Annotated in this window: 18 protein-coding genes; 11 read left to right on the top strand and 7 right to left on the bottom strand. The window is 67.0% G+C overall.

Going from position 1 to position 15513, the window contains the following annotated elements; genetic code table 11:
- Positions 1-5: 5 nt before the first annotated feature.
- On the top strand, positions 6-617 hold the full coding sequence (locus tag WBV89_RS03645; RefSeq protein WP_423979984.1) for a histidine phosphatase family protein: 612 nt from the start codon (positions 6-8) through the stop codon (positions 615-617).
- 37 nt (positions 618-654) lie between these two features.
- Here WBV89_RS03645 and WBV89_RS03640 read toward each other — a convergent pair whose 3' ends face one another.
- Positions 655-1401 carry a dihydropteroate synthase gene (locus WBV89_RS03640; RefSeq protein WP_423979983.1) on the bottom strand — a complete coding sequence of 249 codons (747 nt, stop codon included), beginning with the start codon at positions 1399-1401 and terminating at the stop codon, positions 655-657.
- A gap of 69 nt (positions 1402-1470) precedes the next feature.
- On the opposite strand from WBV89_RS03640, the gene WBV89_RS03635 reads away from it, so the two are divergent.
- On the top strand, positions 1471-2622 hold the full coding sequence (locus tag WBV89_RS03635) for an acyl-CoA dehydrogenase family protein (RefSeq protein ID WP_423979982.1): 1152 nt from the start codon (positions 1471-1473) through the stop codon (positions 2620-2622).
- A complete protein-coding gene (locus WBV89_RS03630; RefSeq protein ID WP_423979981.1) occupies positions 2619-3401 on the top strand; it encodes an HpcH/HpaI aldolase family protein in 783 nt (260 codons plus the stop codon). Before WBV89_RS03635 ends, WBV89_RS03630 begins: the two co-directional genes overlap by 4 nt.
- On the opposite strand, the gene WBV89_RS03625 is transcribed toward WBV89_RS03630, so the two are convergent.
- The gene (locus WBV89_RS03625) at positions 3395-4288 is read right to left on the bottom strand and encodes an SCO6745 family protein (protein WP_423979980.1); all 894 of its coding nucleotides are present in this window, start codon (positions 4286-4288) and stop codon (positions 3395-3397) included. The two genes, WBV89_RS03630 and WBV89_RS03625, sit on opposite strands and share 7 nt — an antisense overlap.
- A gap of 153 nt (positions 4289-4441) precedes the next feature.
- The gene (locus WBV89_RS03620) at positions 4442-4936 is read right to left on the bottom strand and encodes an SRPBCC family protein (protein WP_423979979.1); all 495 of its coding nucleotides are present in this window, start codon (positions 4934-4936) and stop codon (positions 4442-4444) included.
- Positions 4937-4997: 61 nt separating this feature from the next.
- Here WBV89_RS03620 and WBV89_RS03615 point away from each other — a divergent pair, with 61 nt between their 5' ends.
- Together WBV89_RS03615 and WBV89_RS03610 are read left to right on the top strand one after the other, a co-directional pair.
- Complete coding sequence (locus WBV89_RS03615) at positions 4998-5780, top strand: SDR family NAD(P)-dependent oxidoreductase (RefSeq protein WP_423979978.1); 783 nt, start codon at positions 4998-5000, stop codon at positions 5778-5780.
- A 34-nt stretch (positions 5781-5814) separates the two neighbouring features.
- Entirely contained in the window at positions 5815-6273 is a 459-nt protein-coding gene (locus tag WBV89_RS03610) for a nuclear transport factor 2 family protein (RefSeq protein ID WP_423979977.1), read from the top strand.
- A 33-nt stretch (positions 6274-6306) separates the two neighbouring features.
- On the opposite strand, the gene WBV89_RS03605 is transcribed toward WBV89_RS03610, so the two are convergent.
- Positions 6307-7551: a L,D-transpeptidase family protein gene (locus WBV89_RS03605; RefSeq protein WP_423979976.1), complete on the bottom strand. Its 1245-nt coding sequence runs from the start codon at positions 7549-7551 to the stop codon at positions 6307-6309.
- Positions 7552-7649: 98 nt separating this feature from the next.
- On the opposite strand from WBV89_RS03605, the gene panB reads away from it, so the two are divergent.
- Positions 7650-8498 carry a 3-methyl-2-oxobutanoate hydroxymethyltransferase gene (panB, locus tag WBV89_RS03600; protein WP_423979975.1) on the top strand — a complete coding sequence of 283 codons (849 nt, stop codon included), beginning with the start codon at positions 7650-7652 and terminating at the stop codon, positions 8496-8498.
- A gap of 1 nt (position 8499) precedes the next feature.
- On the opposite strand, the gene ppa is transcribed toward panB, so the two are convergent.
- Complete coding sequence (ppa, locus tag WBV89_RS03595; protein ID WP_423979974.1) at positions 8500-9027, bottom strand: inorganic diphosphatase; 528 nt, start codon at positions 9025-9027, stop codon at positions 8500-8502.
- A 100-nt stretch (positions 9028-9127) separates the two neighbouring features.
- Here ppa and WBV89_RS03590 point away from each other — a divergent pair, with 100 nt between their 5' ends.
- Positions 9128-10771, top strand: a complete 1644-nt coding sequence (locus tag WBV89_RS03590) for an AMP-binding protein (protein WP_423979973.1) — start codon at positions 9128-9130, stop codon at positions 10769-10771.
- Positions 10772-10819: 48 nt separating this feature from the next.
- Here the strand turns inward: WBV89_RS03590 and WBV89_RS03585 are convergent, their stop codons facing one another.
- Together WBV89_RS03585 and WBV89_RS03580 are read right to left on the bottom strand one after the other, a co-directional pair.
- On the bottom strand, positions 10820-11572 hold the full coding sequence (locus WBV89_RS03585; protein ID WP_423979972.1) for a GntR family transcriptional regulator: 753 nt from the start codon (positions 11570-11572) through the stop codon (positions 10820-10822).
- A gap of 49 nt (positions 11573-11621) precedes the next feature.
- Positions 11622-12131, bottom strand: a complete 510-nt coding sequence (locus WBV89_RS03580) for a disulfide bond formation protein B (RefSeq protein ID WP_423979971.1) — start codon at positions 12129-12131, stop codon at positions 11622-11624.
- 161 nt (positions 12132-12292) lie between these two features.
- Here WBV89_RS03580 and WBV89_RS03575 point away from each other — a divergent pair, with 161 nt between their 5' ends.
- The 4 genes from WBV89_RS03575 (at position 12293) to WBV89_RS03560 (ending at position 15492) form a co-directional block, all read left to right on the top strand.
- Complete coding sequence (locus WBV89_RS03575; protein WP_423979970.1) at positions 12293-13138, top strand: sulfite exporter TauE/SafE family protein; 846 nt, start codon at positions 12293-12295, stop codon at positions 13136-13138.
- Positions 13139-13220: 82 nt separating this feature from the next.
- A complete protein-coding gene (locus WBV89_RS03570; RefSeq protein WP_423979969.1) occupies positions 13221-13811 on the top strand; it encodes a rhodanese-like domain-containing protein in 591 nt (196 codons plus the stop codon).
- A complete protein-coding gene (locus tag WBV89_RS03565) occupies positions 13808-14113 on the top strand; it encodes a rhodanese-like domain-containing protein (protein ID WP_423979968.1) in 306 nt (101 codons plus the stop codon). The genes WBV89_RS03570 and WBV89_RS03565 overlap by 4 nt, the downstream gene beginning before the upstream one ends.
- Positions 14110-15492, top strand: a complete 1383-nt coding sequence (locus tag WBV89_RS03560; RefSeq protein WP_423979967.1) for an MBL fold metallo-hydrolase — start codon at positions 14110-14112, stop codon at positions 15490-15492. The genes WBV89_RS03565 and WBV89_RS03560 overlap by 4 nt, the downstream gene beginning before the upstream one ends.
- The last annotated feature ends 21 nt before the right edge of the window (positions 15493-15513 follow it).

Raw genomic sequence — 15513 nt, 5'->3', positions numbered from 1 at the left:
CGAGGATGCTCGTCGTTCGTCACGGCGAGTCGACGTGGAACGCCGTCCGGCGATGGCAGGGCCAGGCGGATCCACCGCTCACCGGCCGAGGCGAGGCGCAGGCGCACCGTGCGGCGCGCGCGGCGCTCGGTCACGGTCCGTTCGATGCGGTGGTGTCATCGGATCTGCAGCGGGCGCGCTCGACGGGGGCGATCATCGCCACCGAACTCGGGATCGACCTCCTCGATGCCGACGTCGATCTCGCGGAGCGTTCGGCTGGAGAGTGGGAAGGGCTGACGCGCGTCGAGATCGAGGAGCGCTACCCCGGCTTCCTGTCCGACGGTCGCCGGCCGCCCGGATATGAGTCCGACGAGTCGATCGTCGGGAGGTCGACCGACGCGCTGCGCCGGCTGAGCGACCGACATCCCGAGGCGACGTTGCTCGTCGTTTCGCACGGCGGGATCATCCACGCCCTCGAGAAGGCCCATGCCGGTGACGACGGATGGCAACGTCTCGACAATCTCACCGGCCGCTGGTTCGCGGTGACCGGTGAGTCGGTTGCCCCCGTCGGATCACGCGTCGCACTGGTCCTCGACGGGGCGCCCACCATCCCGCCCCCCGATCCCAACTACGCCTGACCGGCCGGACAACCGGTGTCAGGCACCAGTTGTCCGGTCAGATGCCGGCGGCCGCCTGGAAGCGACGAATCTTCTCCGGGTAGTGCGCCCGCCCGTACTCGGGCCGTTGGCGGACGACGATGTCGAGCAGTTCGTCGTGCTGCGCCGTCTCCTTCCACGGCAGGGCGATGTAGAGCGGGAGACCGAATCGACGAAGTTCGTCCAGATTCGAGTAGACGATCTTCTGGTACTCGAAGCGCTGCTCCCACAGCCAGTTCGGCGGAGCGAAGCCCGTCCCGGGGTCGACGATGCAGCGCGAGCGGAGGCCGAACCGATCGGCATCGGCGAGACGTGCCTCGAAGAAGTCGATCATCACCTGCACCGGATCGGCGTCGACCATGCTCATCGCTCGCGGGTTCGGCCCGGACAGGAACGGCACGACGATCGGGACGTCGTAGTCGGACGCGACCTGCCACATCTCGTCGCTCTGCATGCCGTCCGCAGCGTTGATCACCGTCGCACCCGCCTCGAGTGAGCGGCGCACGACCTCGGGCCGCCACGAGTCGATCGAGACGTCGACGCCGAGGGCGGCGAGCGCCGGAATCAGGTGTTCGACTCGCGCCCACTCCTCGCTCCGATCGACGACGTCGGCGAAGTCGGTCGATCCCTGTCCACCGAGATCGATGGCATCCGCGCCGCTGGCGAGCAGGTGCTGCGCACGTTCGACGGCCTCGTCGGGCGTGGTGGCGATCGAGTCGAGCGCGAGCGAGTCGGGGCTGGCGTTGACGACACCGTAGATGATCACGGTTGCGAACGTACCGAATGTTCATCGGTGCCTGGCACCAACGAACATTTTGGATGCGAAGATGGCCCCATGACGATCTACGAGTCGGATCACGAACTGTTCCGAGACAGCTTCCGAGCCTTTGCTGCACAGGAGATGGGCCCTCACGTCGAGCAGTGGGAGCGTGACGGGATCATGGACCGGTCCGTGTATCTCGAAGCGGGCAAGCACGGGTTCATCGGGATGGCGGTGCCGGAGGAGTTCGGTGGCGGCGGCGTGCGCGATTTCCGCTTCAACGCCGTGCTGAACGAGGAGGTCGCCCGGGCCAATCTCGGCGGTGGCGGACTCGGAATGATGCTCCACAACGACATCACGACCCCGTACTTCATCGAGTACTGCAACGAGGAGCAGCGTCGGCGCTGGCTCCCCGGGATCGCGTCAGGCGAGCTGATCACCGCGATCGCGATGACCGAGCCCGGAACCGGGTCGGACCTCCAGTCGATCGCCACGACAGCGGTCCGCGACGGAGACGAATGGGTCGTGAACGGCGCGAAGACGTTCATCACGAACGGCATCAACTCCGACCTCGTGATCGTCGCCTGCAAGACCAGCGAGAACGCAGCGGATTCCGGGAACGGCTCGATGTCGCTCCTCGTGGTCGAGCGTGGGATGCTCGGCTTCGAGCGTGGGCGCAACCTCGACAAGATCGGGCAGCACTCCGCCGACACCTCGGAGCTGTTCTTCTCCGACGTGCGCGTGCCGGCGGCGAACGTGCTCGGCGAAATCGGCCGAGGCTTCGACTACCTCAGCTTCAACCTCGCGCAGGAGCGTCTCTCGATCGGCCTGTACGGCGTCGCAGCGTCGCGCGCCGCGCTCGAATGGACGATCGAGTACGTGAAGGAGCGCACCGCCTTCGGCAAGCCGATCTCGTCGTTCCAGAACACGAAGTTCGTTCTCGCCGAGATCGCCACCGAGCTCGATGTCACGCAACCGTTCATCGACCAGTGCGTGATGAAGCTCAACGCTCGCGAGCTGTCGCCGGCCGACGCTGCGAAGTCGAAGCTGTGGGGCAGCGAGCTCCAGAAGCGGACGACCGATCGCTGCCTCCAGCTGTTCGGTGGCTACGGATACATGACCGAATACCCGATCGGGTCGGCGTACGTCGATGCGCGCATCTCGACGATCTACGGCGGAACCTCGGAGATCATGAAGACGATCATCAGCAAGGACGTGCTCGCGTGACCGAGCTCAGGCAGCGCTGGACCAGCGGTGACGCGACGCTCGGCGCGTGGATGACGAGCGACTCGAGCGCGGTGGCCGAGCTCGTCGGCGATGCCGGATTCGACTACGTGAACATCGACATGCAGCACGGCCTCGCGGACTATTCCGACGTGGTCGACATGATGTGTGCGCTCGAGTCGTCATCGGCGACGGTGACGTGCCGGGTTCCGTGGAACGAGCAGGGGATCATCGGGCGCGTTCTCGACGCCGGGGCGATGGGTGTGATCATCCCGATGGTCAACACGGTCGAGCAGGCCGAGCGCGCGGTGGCAGCCTGTCGGTACGCCCCGGACGGAGCGCGGAGTTACGGTCCGGTCCGTGCCGCACGGGTCAATGGGCCCGACTATCACAGCAGCGCCAACGAGCGGGTTGCGTGCATTCCGATGATCGAGACCGTCGAGGCGTTGAACAACCTCGACGACATCCTCGCCGTTCCGGGCATCGACGCCGTCTACGTCGGCCCGGCCGATCTCAGCCTGACGCTGGGCCTCGAACCGAAGGGTGACCACGACGACGAGTCGTTCAACGACGCGTTGAGGCAGATCCTGGACGCATGCGATCGTCACGGTGTCGTGGCCGGGATCCACGCCAATCCACAGCTCGCAGCCACGCGCCTCGCGCAGGGATTCCGGATGGTGACCGTCACATCCGATCTGCAGGCGCTCGGCACCGGATTGGTTGCGGCGCTCGCCGCAGGTCGTACCACGGCGCCAGACGGCACCGGCGACCAGCTCTACTGATCTCGCCGGTTCGGCGCCGGTCGAGGCGGCAGGTCGCGCCACAGACGCTCGCGCAGCTCCCAGGTCGGGAGCTCCCCGGCGGCGACCATCGCCGCGCTGAGGTTGGCGAGCACCTGGTGCATGCCCTGGATGGCGTTGCCGTCGAGGTGTTGCCACGGCGATGAGGCGAGCTCATCGGTGCGGTGCTCGATCTCGGCCTTCAACGCTGCGCCATCGGGCGTGGTCCGCCCATCGGCGACCAGGCCACGAGCGCTCAGGCGGTCGACCCCGTCGTCCCACGCCGCGTCATCCCAGCCGGTGACCCGTTGGAGGAGGTCGCGAGGCATGTGGCCGTCCGTGGCGTGCAGGACGTGGCACTCCACCGCGTCGAGGCCCTCGGCCACGGTCACCACCCAATGGGAGTCGCCCCGATGCTCGCGCAACACGGTACATGCCTGCCACAACACCCCGATCGGCTCGTCGGACCATTCGAGCCCGAGGTGGGCGGCGCACAGCGGACGCGCACCGACGTCGCAGGCGAGTGCGGCCGCTCGGACCGTGGCCGCAGCCGACGCGATGTCCTCAGGCGTGATCGACGATCCTGCGACTCGTCGCAGCGTGCGAGTGGCCCCATCCAGGCGTGCTCCGGCGATCGCAGCCGGGGTCGCTTGCTCCCAGACGAGTGGAATCGCACCGCCGACCTTGCTCGGAGCGAACCCGAACAACACCGCACACGCAACCTCGGCACCGATGGGGCCGAGTGCACACAGCCGCGATCCGAAGTACTGCAACTCGGGATCGTCGAGCCCGATCGAGGACAACGCTGCCTGAGTCTCCGACGTTCGGTACGCCGCTTGGTGGCAGGGCTCGATCACTCGCCACAGGTCACGGACAGCAACGGATCCCATCGGAGGCATCATGGCAGCAGGGTCCGTCTGCCATCGACTCGCATCAGGCCCCGCTTCCCTCGGCGTCCCACCGGCGAACGCGTGAGGAGCTTGCGCTGCCACGCCGCACACTCCTCACGCGAAGCGTGGTGGTGACGAGGGGAGCGGCGGTGGTCAGGACTCGGACGAGTGGGTCTCGACGCGCAGCTTCAGCGCTTCGAGCGCCGGTGGGAGGCCGGCCGCCGCACGGGACCACACCAGCTTCATCGCCCAGCCGAAACCGGTCCGCCCCTGGACGCCCTGGCGATAGGTGACGCGGCACGATGCTCCGTCGTCGAGCGATTCGAGACGAACCGACTCGGCGAGTGCCCCGAGGATCGGCAGCTTGCTCCCGGTGACCCCGAATGCGAAGTGCTCGTTCTCATCCCACACGGTGAACTCCTCGTCGATCGGGAGTCGTTGTGCGGTCACCCGTCGGGTCCCGCCGACACCGGTCGCCGTCGGCCCGGACTCGACACGATCGAGCGCCGTGAACCATTCGGGCCACGATTCGTGATCGGCGATCTCGGCCCACACCGCACTCGGCGGCGCGTGGATCACGATCGACTCGTCGACGACGATCGGGGCGCTGTCGATCCACTCGGGCGGATGAACGGGATGCGATGGCATGGACCAACACTATGCGGCCGTTTCGTCGACCGGGGTTCTGTCTCACATACGGTCGCGTCGCATGAACGCGGACGAGTACCCCCTGCCGAACATCTCCAACGATCTGACCGGCCAGGTCGCGCTGGTCACGGGCGCGACGTCAGGACTCGGGCGTCGCTTTGCCCGGGTGCTCGCCGCCTCGGGCGCCAACGTGATCGCCGCGGGGCGTCGTCGTGAGCGCCTCGACGAGGTCGTGGCGGAGATCGAATCGTCCGGCGGGACGGCCGTCGGTGTGGAGATGGACATGACCGACACGGCGAGCATCCTCGCCGGGGTGGACGCCGGAGCTGCAGCCGTCGGCACGATCACGATCCTCGTCAACAACGCCGGCATCCCGGATGCCCAGCGAGCGCACAAGATGTCGATCGACCTGATCGACCGGGTGTTCGACACGAATCTGCGCGGGCCCTACGTCCTGTCGTGTGAGATCGCGCGGCGCCTGATCGACGAGAAGCGGCCGGGTCGTCAGATCAACATCTCCAGCGTCTCCGCGACGAACTACGACGGCCACGGTGCTGCCCTGTACTCGATCACGAAGGCCGGGATCGCCCGGATGAGCGAGGTGTTGGCCGTCGAATGGGCCCGCAACCACATCAACGTCAACTGCATCGCGCCCGGAGCGTTCCGCAGCGAGATGATGGACGGCATGATCGAGCGGATGGGTGACTTCAGTTCCGCGATGCCTCGCAAGCGTCTGGGCGATCCGGCGCAGCTCGACTCGACCCTGCTCTACCTGTGTTCTCCGGCCTCGGACGCAGTGACCGGAACGACGATCAAGGTCGACGACGGCCAGAGCCCTCGTTGAGGTCGCGCCAGCCACGGTTTGCCAGACTCGGCTGATGAGCGAGAGCGCACCGACGACCGATCCGATCCATGCCTGCATCGAACGTTGGCACGATCACATGCGCGGGCGCCTCGAGGGAGGACTCGACGCGATCCTGCACCCCGACGTCGTGTTCCTGTCTCCGATCGTCTTCACGCCCCAGGAAGGTCGTGAGATCACCAAGCTCTACCTGACGGCGGCGGGCGGCACCCTCGGCGGCGAATCCGACGAGACCGCCGGCGGCGACTCGGGCTCGGGCGGTGGGTTCGGATACACGAAGCAGATCTGCCAGGGCAACTCGGCAATGCTCGAGTTCGAGACCCAGGTCGAGGGCAAGTACGTCAACGGGGTCGACATCATCACGTGCGACGACGACGGGATGATCGTCGAGTTCCGGGTGATGATCCGACCGCTCCAGGCGATCAACCTCGTCCACGCCCAGATGAAGGCGATGCTCGAACGCCTCAGTTCCTGAAAATGCGCGCTGGTGCCTGGCACCGACGCGCATTCACTCGCCGTCGGGGTACTCGCCCTGGACGTTGACCGTCACGTTGATCCGGTCGGAGCTGTTGGTCGGTCCGTCGGCATCGGCAAGGCCGAGCCATGCGATCAGCGCGTCCTGGTCACCCGGTCGCAGCCGGGCGCAGCCCTTGCTCTGCGGTGTGGTCGGGACGTTGTTCGCTCCGTGGATCGCCTGTCCGCCGTCGAAGTAGAGCGGGCGGTACATGTTGCCGCTGAGCGGGTTGTCGATCGGGACGGGGTAGTCGGTGCTGTCGTGCCAGCCGTCGTTGTCGAGCGCCGGGTCGTAGCGGAAGGCTCGTGACCGGTCCTGGTCGCGGGTTTCGAAACCGGCTTCTCCGGTCGACGTCGGGAACACGAAGTTCAATTGGTCGGCACCGCTGCCGACGAACATCATCTGACACGTCCGGTCGATCAGGATCCAGCGGTCCGAGTTCAGCGCGGTCGTGAACGGCGGGTTCAACGTTTCGGCCGCCATCAGGGCCTTCTCGTCGGCGCTGCCCGGTTCCATGTCGCCGAGTGTGACCGGAAGACCGAGACTGAGGCGCGCTGCACAGAGGCGCTGCTCGGTGACGGGTCCCGAGATCCCGTCGACGAGGAGGTCCCGGATCCCGAGGCCGGCGAAGAGCTCGTTGAGCTTCTCCTGCTGAGCCTGGACTCCGGCGCGTTCCTCGGATTCGACGACGGCCGCATTGCGTTCCCGCTCGGATCCGGTGACGTCGTCGAGGCCGTTGTCGACGCAGATGTCGAGCAACTGCCCCGGGTAGATCGTCTCGCCCTCGATGCCGTTCTCGGCGCGGACGTTCGCCACGGTGATCGTCTCGTCGTCGTAGCTGTCGGCGATCGCACCGAGCGAGTCGCCGGATCGGACCTCGACCACGCAGTCCGGGGCGTACACGTCGAGTTCGGGCACCGTGGTCGTCGTCGTGCTCGTGGATGTCGTCGTGCTCGACGTCGAGCTGGTCGGCGGTGTGGTGGTGGTGCTGGTGGTCGTCGGTTCCGCGGTGGTCGAGGAATCGGTCGCCGGTGTCGTGACGTCCGCAGTCGTCGCCGGGGCGGATGTGGAGCTCGGCACGCTCGACTCGTCCGACGGAGTCCGCTCGGACTGGCCTGCCACCTCCCCGGGGATCGGAACGATCGCATCCCGGTCGGATGAGCCGTCATTGCACGCGCTCAGCGCGAGGACGGCACCGACGGCGAGCGCGAGGGAACGACGTGAGCGACGGGGGTGCACGCCAGACAACGTACCCAGCGAGGCGGCCGGTGAATCGTCAGGCCGCACGGAGTTTCGCGATTGGTGATCCCGGCCGATCGTGTGGCTACGGTGGCCCCATGACCGACGAGGCCCGTCCATACGGTGGGGGCACGAGTGATCCTGCACTCAAGCGCGTCCGCACGAGACATTTCCAGCGTGCGAAGGAGCAGGGGATCAAGATCACCGGCCTCACCAGCTACGACTTCCTGTCGGCGTCGATCTTCGACGAGGCGGGGATCGATTTCCTGCTGGTGGGTGACTCGGCCGGGAACACGGTGTTCGGATACGACACGACCATTCCGGTCACCGTCGACGAACTGATCCCGCTCACGGCGGCGGTCGTGCGTGGCGTGAGTCGCGCGCTGGTCGTCGCCGACATGCCGTTCGGTTCGTACGAGAACGGGCCCGACGAGGCGCTGCACACGGCGATCCGGTTCATGAAGGAGACGCGGTCGCACGCCGTCAAGCTCGAGGGTGGCGTTCGCAGTGCGAAGCAGATCAAGCGCGTCGTCCGTGCCGGCATCCCGGTGATGGCGCACATCGGCTTCACACCTCAGAGCGAGCACGGGTTGGGCGGTCACATCATCCAGGGTCGAGGCGAGGGCGCCGAACAACTGCTCGAAGATGCCCACGCGGTCGAGGACGCGGGTGCGTTCGCGGTCGTGCTCGAGATGGTGCCGTCACAGATTGCCGCACGCGTGACCGAGGAACTGTCGATTCCGACGATCTCGGTCGGGGCAGGTCCGCACTGTGACGGTCAGCTCCTCGTGTGGTCGGACTGGGCCGGGATGTCGCGCGGTCGGATCCCGCGCTTCGTCAAGCAGTACGCGCAGATCGGCGAGACGCTGCTCGAGGCCGCCAAGACATTCCGCGAAGAGGTCGACAGCGGCGTGTACCCGGGCGAGGAGCACGAGTACAGCGAGTAGTTCAGCCCGCTTCGCGGGCGATCGCGTCGACGATCATCCGGCGCGCCTCCTCGGCGCCGCCCCAATGGTCGATGCGCGCCCACTTGTCGGGCTCGAGATCCTTGTAGTGCTGGAAGAAGTGCTCGATCTGATCACGGGTGATCTCGGGCAGCTGCTCGTATTCCATGACCGAGTCGTAGCGACGGCTCACATGGGAACTCGGAACCGCGATGATCTTCTCGTCGTTGCCGGCCTCGTCCTCCATCACCAGAACACCGATCGGGCGGCAGTTGATGACGGCGCTGGGCACGAGCACTCGCGTGTTGCACACCAGCACGTCGATCGGGTCGCCGTCCTCGGAGAGCGTGTGCGGAACGAACCCGTAGTTGCCGGGGTATCGCATCGGCGTGTAGAGGAACCGGTCGACGAACAGAGTGCCGGACGCCTTGTCGAGCTCGTACTTGATCGGCTCGCCGCCGACCGGCACTTCGATGATCACGTTGATGTCCTCGGGCGGTTCGTTCCCGATGGCGATCGCTTCGATACGCATCGCCTCACCGTAGACGGTCCTCCTCGGCGAACGCGCTTCGACAGAGGTCGTTCGAATCGGTCATGATCTGGCCCGAGATCGAGACGGAAACGAGCAGGCGATGACCGAAGAAGCACCTGGACTGAGCGAGAGTTGGGCGACACTGTGGGAGGCGCTCGCTGACGCGCAGCCCGACAACACCGCGGTGGTGGTCGGCGAACACCTCCAGACCTGGCGCGAACTCGACGATCGGGCCGCCCGGATGGCCACCGCGCTCGGCGATCGGGGTGTCGGCATCGGAACCCGCGTCGCCCAGCTCATGTACAACTGCCCGGAGTACCTGGAGTCGGCGTATGCCGCGTTCAAGCTGCGGGCCACGCCGGTGAACGTCAACTACCGCTACAAGGCACCCGAGATCGCGTACATCTGCGAGAACGCGGGCGCCGAGGTGATCGTTTTCCACGGCAGCCTCGGCGATCGCGTCGTCGAGGCGCGCGAGATGCTCCCGTCGGTCAGGACGTTGCTGCAGGTCGACGATGGAAGTCCGCTCATCGAGGGCGCCGAGTGGTATCACGAGGTGGTGGCCGCGTCCGAGCCGGCCGAGCGGATCGAGCGCTCGGGTGAGGACGCCGTCATGCTCTACACCGGCGGCACGACCGGCAATCCCAAGGGCGTCGTGTGGCGCCACGTCGACCTGTTCGGCGCGCTCGGCTACACCGCGTACACGACGGCGGGTGTCGAGATCCCGACCACGCCCGACGAGGTCGGGACGATCGCGGCGCAACTGCAGGCCGACGGTCGCAGCCCGGTGATGCTGTGCGCTCCACCGCTGATGCACGGCACCGCGCTGTTCCTCGCGATCGGTGCGTTCGTGATGGGTGGAACCGTGGTGCTCCTCGGGGGCCGTTCGTTCGATCCCGACGAACTGTGGGACCTGGTCGAGAAACACGACGTCACCCAGATCTCCCTCGTCGGTGACGCGTTCGCCCGTCCGCTCAACGAGGCACTCGATGCATCGGAAGCGGCCGGTCGCTCGCGCAACCTCGACAGCGTCCAGCGCATCGTGTCGACCGGAGCGACGTTGTCCGCGGATCAGAAGCGGGCGTTTCAGCCGCGGCTGCCGAACGCGATGATCATCGACATGATCGGCGCGTCCGAGGGCGGACCGTTTGCTCTCTCGATGACCGCGCCGGGGACCGAACCGCCGGAAACGGCGATCTTCACCGCTCCGCCGAACGTGGTCACGATCGATCCGGTCACCAACACGGTGATCCCCCGCGGCAGCGAGACCCCGGGGATGCTCGGCGCCGCCGGGCCGATGCCTCGCGGGTACTGGCAGGACGAGGAGAAGACGACCGAGACGTTCCGGGTCGTCGACGGCGTGCGCTACACGGTGCCCGGTGACTTCGCGACGATCGCCGAGGACGCGACGGTGACGTTGCTCGGGCGCGGTTCGGTGTGCATCAACTCGGGGGGCGAGAAGATCTATCCCGAGGAGGTCGAGGTCGCCGCGCGACTGCATCCGACGGTGATCGATGCCAACGCCGTCGGCGTTCCTCACGAGCGGTTCGGTGAGACCGTCGTCCTGGTGTGCTCGGTGTCGGAGCCGACGACGGCCGAGGCCGTGATCGAGACGGTCAAGAAGACGATCGCGGACTACAAGGCTCCGCGCCAGATCGTGTTCGTCGACGAGGTGTATCGAGCGCCGAACGGCAAGGCCGACTATCGCTGGGCACGAGAGACGGCACGGTCACACACCTCATGACCGCGGACCTCGGTCGATGAGCTGGGCGGCCGGCGCGGGTCGGTCATGTCAGTCGGTGCGGGCGGCCACCAGGCCGGGTGCTCGTCCGGCCTCGAAGTGCGACACGTAGCGGTACCGGTCGCCGCGGATCGTGGTCGTGCGCCATTCGATCGGGGTGTCGTCGGCGGTACCGAGCCGCTCCAGGAAGAACGCGGCTTCCCCGGGGCGCATCGACAGCAGTGAGCGCTCCTCCGGGGTGGGGAGCAGGGGAGCGATGCGTTCCCAACCGGCATCGGGGCGAACGCCGCACTTCGATTCGAGTTCGTCGTACAAGGCGGTCCGTTCGAAGTCACTCGACAGCAGGGGAGCGGCGATCGCCATCGGGAGCCAGGCCCGGTCGATCGCCAGCGGGTCGTCGTCGGCGAACCGGATCCGCTCGAGGTACAGGAGTGGGGTGTCGGGGTCGACGTCGAGGTGTGCGGCGACGGCGGCGTGACGCTCCTGGCGGAGCTGGACCACTTCGCTGCGTTGGATCGCACCGGAGGCCTCGATCGACCGGAAGAGGCTGTACAGCGCACCGAGGGGCTGTTCGAACTCGGCGCGATTGACCACGGTCCCACGACCGCGTTCACGCCGAAGGATCCCCGAGACGTTCAGCTGCCGAATCGCCTCACGCACGGTGTGTCGGCTGACGCCGTACTCATCGACGAGTTCGCTGTCGGTCGGAAATCGGTCGTCGAACTCGCGGGCGTCCAACCGACGCTTCAGATCGGCTTCCAACTGCGCCCAGAGCGGCAGCGCACTGTCACGGTCGAGTGTCACGGGGTCCCTTCGTCGGATCCGATGGCGGGAAGATCCGGACGTTCGGACTCTACCGAGCCCGCGTCGTGCGCAGCCCGACGATGCTCGCGGTGAGGATGATCGCGAACGTGATCCCGGCCATCTGGGGGATGGTCATGAAGCCGAGCGCTTCGACCCATTTGGCCGTGCATGGGCTGGTGAGATCGCAGGAGTTGGACGCCTGGTCGGGGAACAGTTGCAGTTGGATGTGGTAGAGCGACGTCGCGAGCCCCGCCCCGGAGAGGGCCAGCGAGGAGCGCAGGATCTTCCGATCCCGAACGACCAGCGCGAGCGGAACGATCAGTGCCATCGGGTACATCGCGATGCGCTGGTACCAGCAGAACCTGCACGGCACGTAGTCGGCAACTTCGGAGTAGTAGAGGCTTCCTGCGGTTGCGCCGACGGCGGCGACGGCGACGACCACCGGGGCCCATCTCGAGAGCTCGGCGCGCAGCGACGGAACCAGCACGGCGATGACCAGTGCGGCCGCAGCGAGGAGCAGCACAACGCCGAACACATTGCTCACGGATTCGGGGCTCACGGCGTGCGCCTCCGGGCGACGGCGTACGCGGAAGACCGTGAGGTTGTGAAATGTACGTACAAATTGTACGGTCTTTTGTGATCTCGCATGTTCATCCTCGTCATCCACCCTTCGTCGGCAGCCATCATGGCCGGTGACCGCACCTCGATCCAGGCACCGTCGTGAATGGCGACGTCATCGCCGTGGTGCTCGGTCTGCTCGTCGGGTTGTCGCTCGGAGCGCTGGGTGGAGGCGGCTCGACGCTCGCCGTCCCGATCCTGGTGTTCGTCGCCGGACTCGACGCACAGGCCGCGACCACGGCGTCGTTGCTCGTCGTCGGTGTGGCCGCGGCGATCGGAGCGGTCCAACACCGTCGCAACGGAAACGTCCGTCTCGGTGTCGGTGTCGCGTTCGGTCTCGCCGGCATCGTCGGCTCGCGCATCGGCACGCTCGTCAACCGCGCGATCGCCGACCAGATTCTGCTCCTCGCGTTCGCCGTGCTGATCATGTTCGTCGCCGTACGGATGTATCGCAGCGCCGGTCGGGGTCCGTCGCAACCGAGCGTCGTCGCCACCCCCGTCGGGTCCGGCTCGGCCGGCGGAACCGCCGGGGTCGACACGATGGAGCGCGTGGCTCGGCCCACGATGGTGTGGTCGGCGCGAGCGGTGCTCGAACTCGCCGGTGCGGCGACCGCGGTGGGAATGCTGACCGGATTGTTCGGCGTCGGCGGCGGCTTCGCTGTCGTCCCGGCGCTCACGCTGCTGTTGAAGTTCCCGACGCGAGTCGCGATCGGCACGTCGTTGGTGGTCATCGCCGTCAACGCCGCGATCGCGCTCGGGATGCGCTCCGGCGACCTCGACCTCGACTGGGGTGTCGTCGTGCCGTTCCTCACGACCGTGACGGTCGGCGTGCTGGTCGGCACCCGTGTCGCTCGCGGGATCGACGCCGATCGGCTGACGCGCGGTTTCGCGTTGATGCTCGCCGCCGTCGCCACCTACACCGCCATGTCCACCGTCCTCGGTGCCTGACCCGAATGTCCATGTCCACACACCAGCATCGACCACCACATCCATCTCCGGCGCACAGCCGTCCATCACCACAGGAGTGACCATGACCCAGACCCTCGAACTTCCCGACACCGACGTCATCGACGCCGCCCGACTCGCCGCGATGATCGCCACCGACCCGTCCACGCGCATCCTCGACGTGCGGTCGGGAGGTGAGTTCGACGGCGTCCACATCGCCGGCTCGTACAACGTTCCCCTCGACACTCTCGGCGAACACGTCGGCGACCTCGCCTCGGTCGAACATCCCGTCGTGCTCGTGTGCGCATCGGGCGCCCGCGCCGATCGAGCCCATGCGAAGTTGACCGAGGCCGGCAAGCAGCAGCTCCACCTCCTCGAGGGTGGCCTCGACGCGTGGATCGGATCGGGTGGTGACGTGGTGCGCGGGTCGAACGCAACGTGGGCGATGGATCGCCAGGTGCGCTTCGTCGCCGGGGCGATCTCGCTGGCCGGGTTGTTGCTGTCGACGAAGGTGCCCAAGGCGAAGTGGCTCGCCGGCGGCGTCGCCACCGGACTGACGTTCTCCGCGCTGTCCAACACGTGCGCGATGGGCAACGTCCTCGCCCGGCTGCCCCACAACCGGGGGCGCGGCTGCGATGTCGAATCGGTTCTCGCCGAACTTCGGGCGGCATCGTGACCGGACACCGCGACCATCCGATCGAGGACCTCGCAACCGTTGTGGTCCCGGACGCGCAGCTCATCGACGTCCGTCAGCCCGACGAAGTCGTCGACGGCATGCTCGACGGTGCCGTCAACATCCCGCTCGGCCAACTCGCCGACCGGCTCGACGAACTCGATCCCGACCGGCGGACCGTCGTGGTCTGTCGAAGCGGCGCGCGCAGCTCGACCGCAGCGCGACTCCTCGTCGGTGCCGGATTCGGTGACGTCGTCAACCTCGCAGGTGGCATGCTTGCGTACGCACAAGGAGTTCCACGATGAAGTTCACGCAGTACTACCTCGAGTGCCTGTCGCACGCGTCGTATCTGATCGGTGACGAGACCTCGGGTCGCGCGGTCGTGGTCGACCCGCAGCGCGACATCGCCGAGTACGTCGCCGATGCCGAGGCGGCGGGACTCACCATCGAGCTCGTCCTCGAGACGCACTTCCACGCCGATTTCCTGTCGGGCCACCTCGAGTTGGCCGCGGCGACCGGTGCCGAGATCGGCTATTCGTCGGTCGCCGAGACCGAGTTCGAGTCGCGCAAACTCGCCGATGGTGAACGGATCTCGCTGGGGGAGGTCGAACTCGAGATCCGCCACACTCCCGGGCACACACCGGAGTCGATGAGCATCGTCGTGCGTGAGCGCGCCGATGACGCCGTGCCGTACGGGGTGCTGACCGGTGACGCCCTCTTCATCGGTGACGTCGGCCGTCCCGATCTGCTCTCGTCGATGGGTGTGACCAGGGAGGAACTGGCGGACATGCTGTACGACAGTCTCCACGACAAGCTGTTGACGCTGCCGGATCCGACGCGCGTGTTCCCCGCTCACGGCGCCGGGTCGGCCTGCGGCAAGAACCTGTCGACCGAGACCTCGTCGACGATCGGGGAGCAGCGGGCCACGAACTATGCGCTCCTGGCCAAGGACAAGCAGACGTTCTTCGAGCTCGTGACCGAGGGGCAGGCTCCGGCACCGGGCTATTTCGGGTATGACGCAGCGCTCAACCGTCAGGAGCACGAGTTGCTCCACGAGCAGGAGCCGCCGGCATCACTCGAGTTGTCCGAGGTCGACGAACTCGTGGCGGGAGGAGCGATGGTCATCGACGGACGTTCACCCGAGGATTTCGCACGCGGGCACCTCGTCGGGTCGGTCAACGTCGGCCTCGCCGGTCGATACGCCGAGTTCGCCGGGTCGGTGGTCCCGAACGATGTCGACATCGTGCTCGTCACCGACGACGGATTCGAGTTGGAGGCCAAGAACCGACTCGGCCGAATCGGTTTCGACCGGGTCGTCGGACAACTCGATCAACCGCTCGCGGTGATGATGACGCACCCTGACCGGGTTCGCCAGGCATCCCGGATGACCGCGTCCGACTTCGGTGATCGGGTCGGGAGTATCGACGGACTCCAGCTCGTCGACGTGCGCAACCCGGGCGAGGTCGAACAGGGCACGATCCCGGGCGCCGTTGCGATCCCGGTCGGACAGATCCCGCGACGTCTCGACGAACTCGATCCGGCTGCGCCGACCGTCGTCTACTGCGCGGGTGGCTATCGCTCGTCGGTCGCGGCGAGCGTGCTCCGCCAGGCCGGTTTCGGCGACGTCAGCGACATCGTCGGTGGCTACACCGCATGGAAGGATGCGCAGCCCGCTTCCCGCTGATCCAACTTGGATCTGCGATCG

The organism is Ilumatobacter sp. (assembly GCF_049588435.1).
In the GTDB taxonomy this organism is placed as follows: domain Bacteria; phylum Actinomycetota; class Acidimicrobiia; order Acidimicrobiales; family Ilumatobacteraceae; genus Ilumatobacter_A.
Note: the sequence above shows the minus strand (reverse complement) of the source record. Positions and strands in the feature narration are given on the sequence as shown.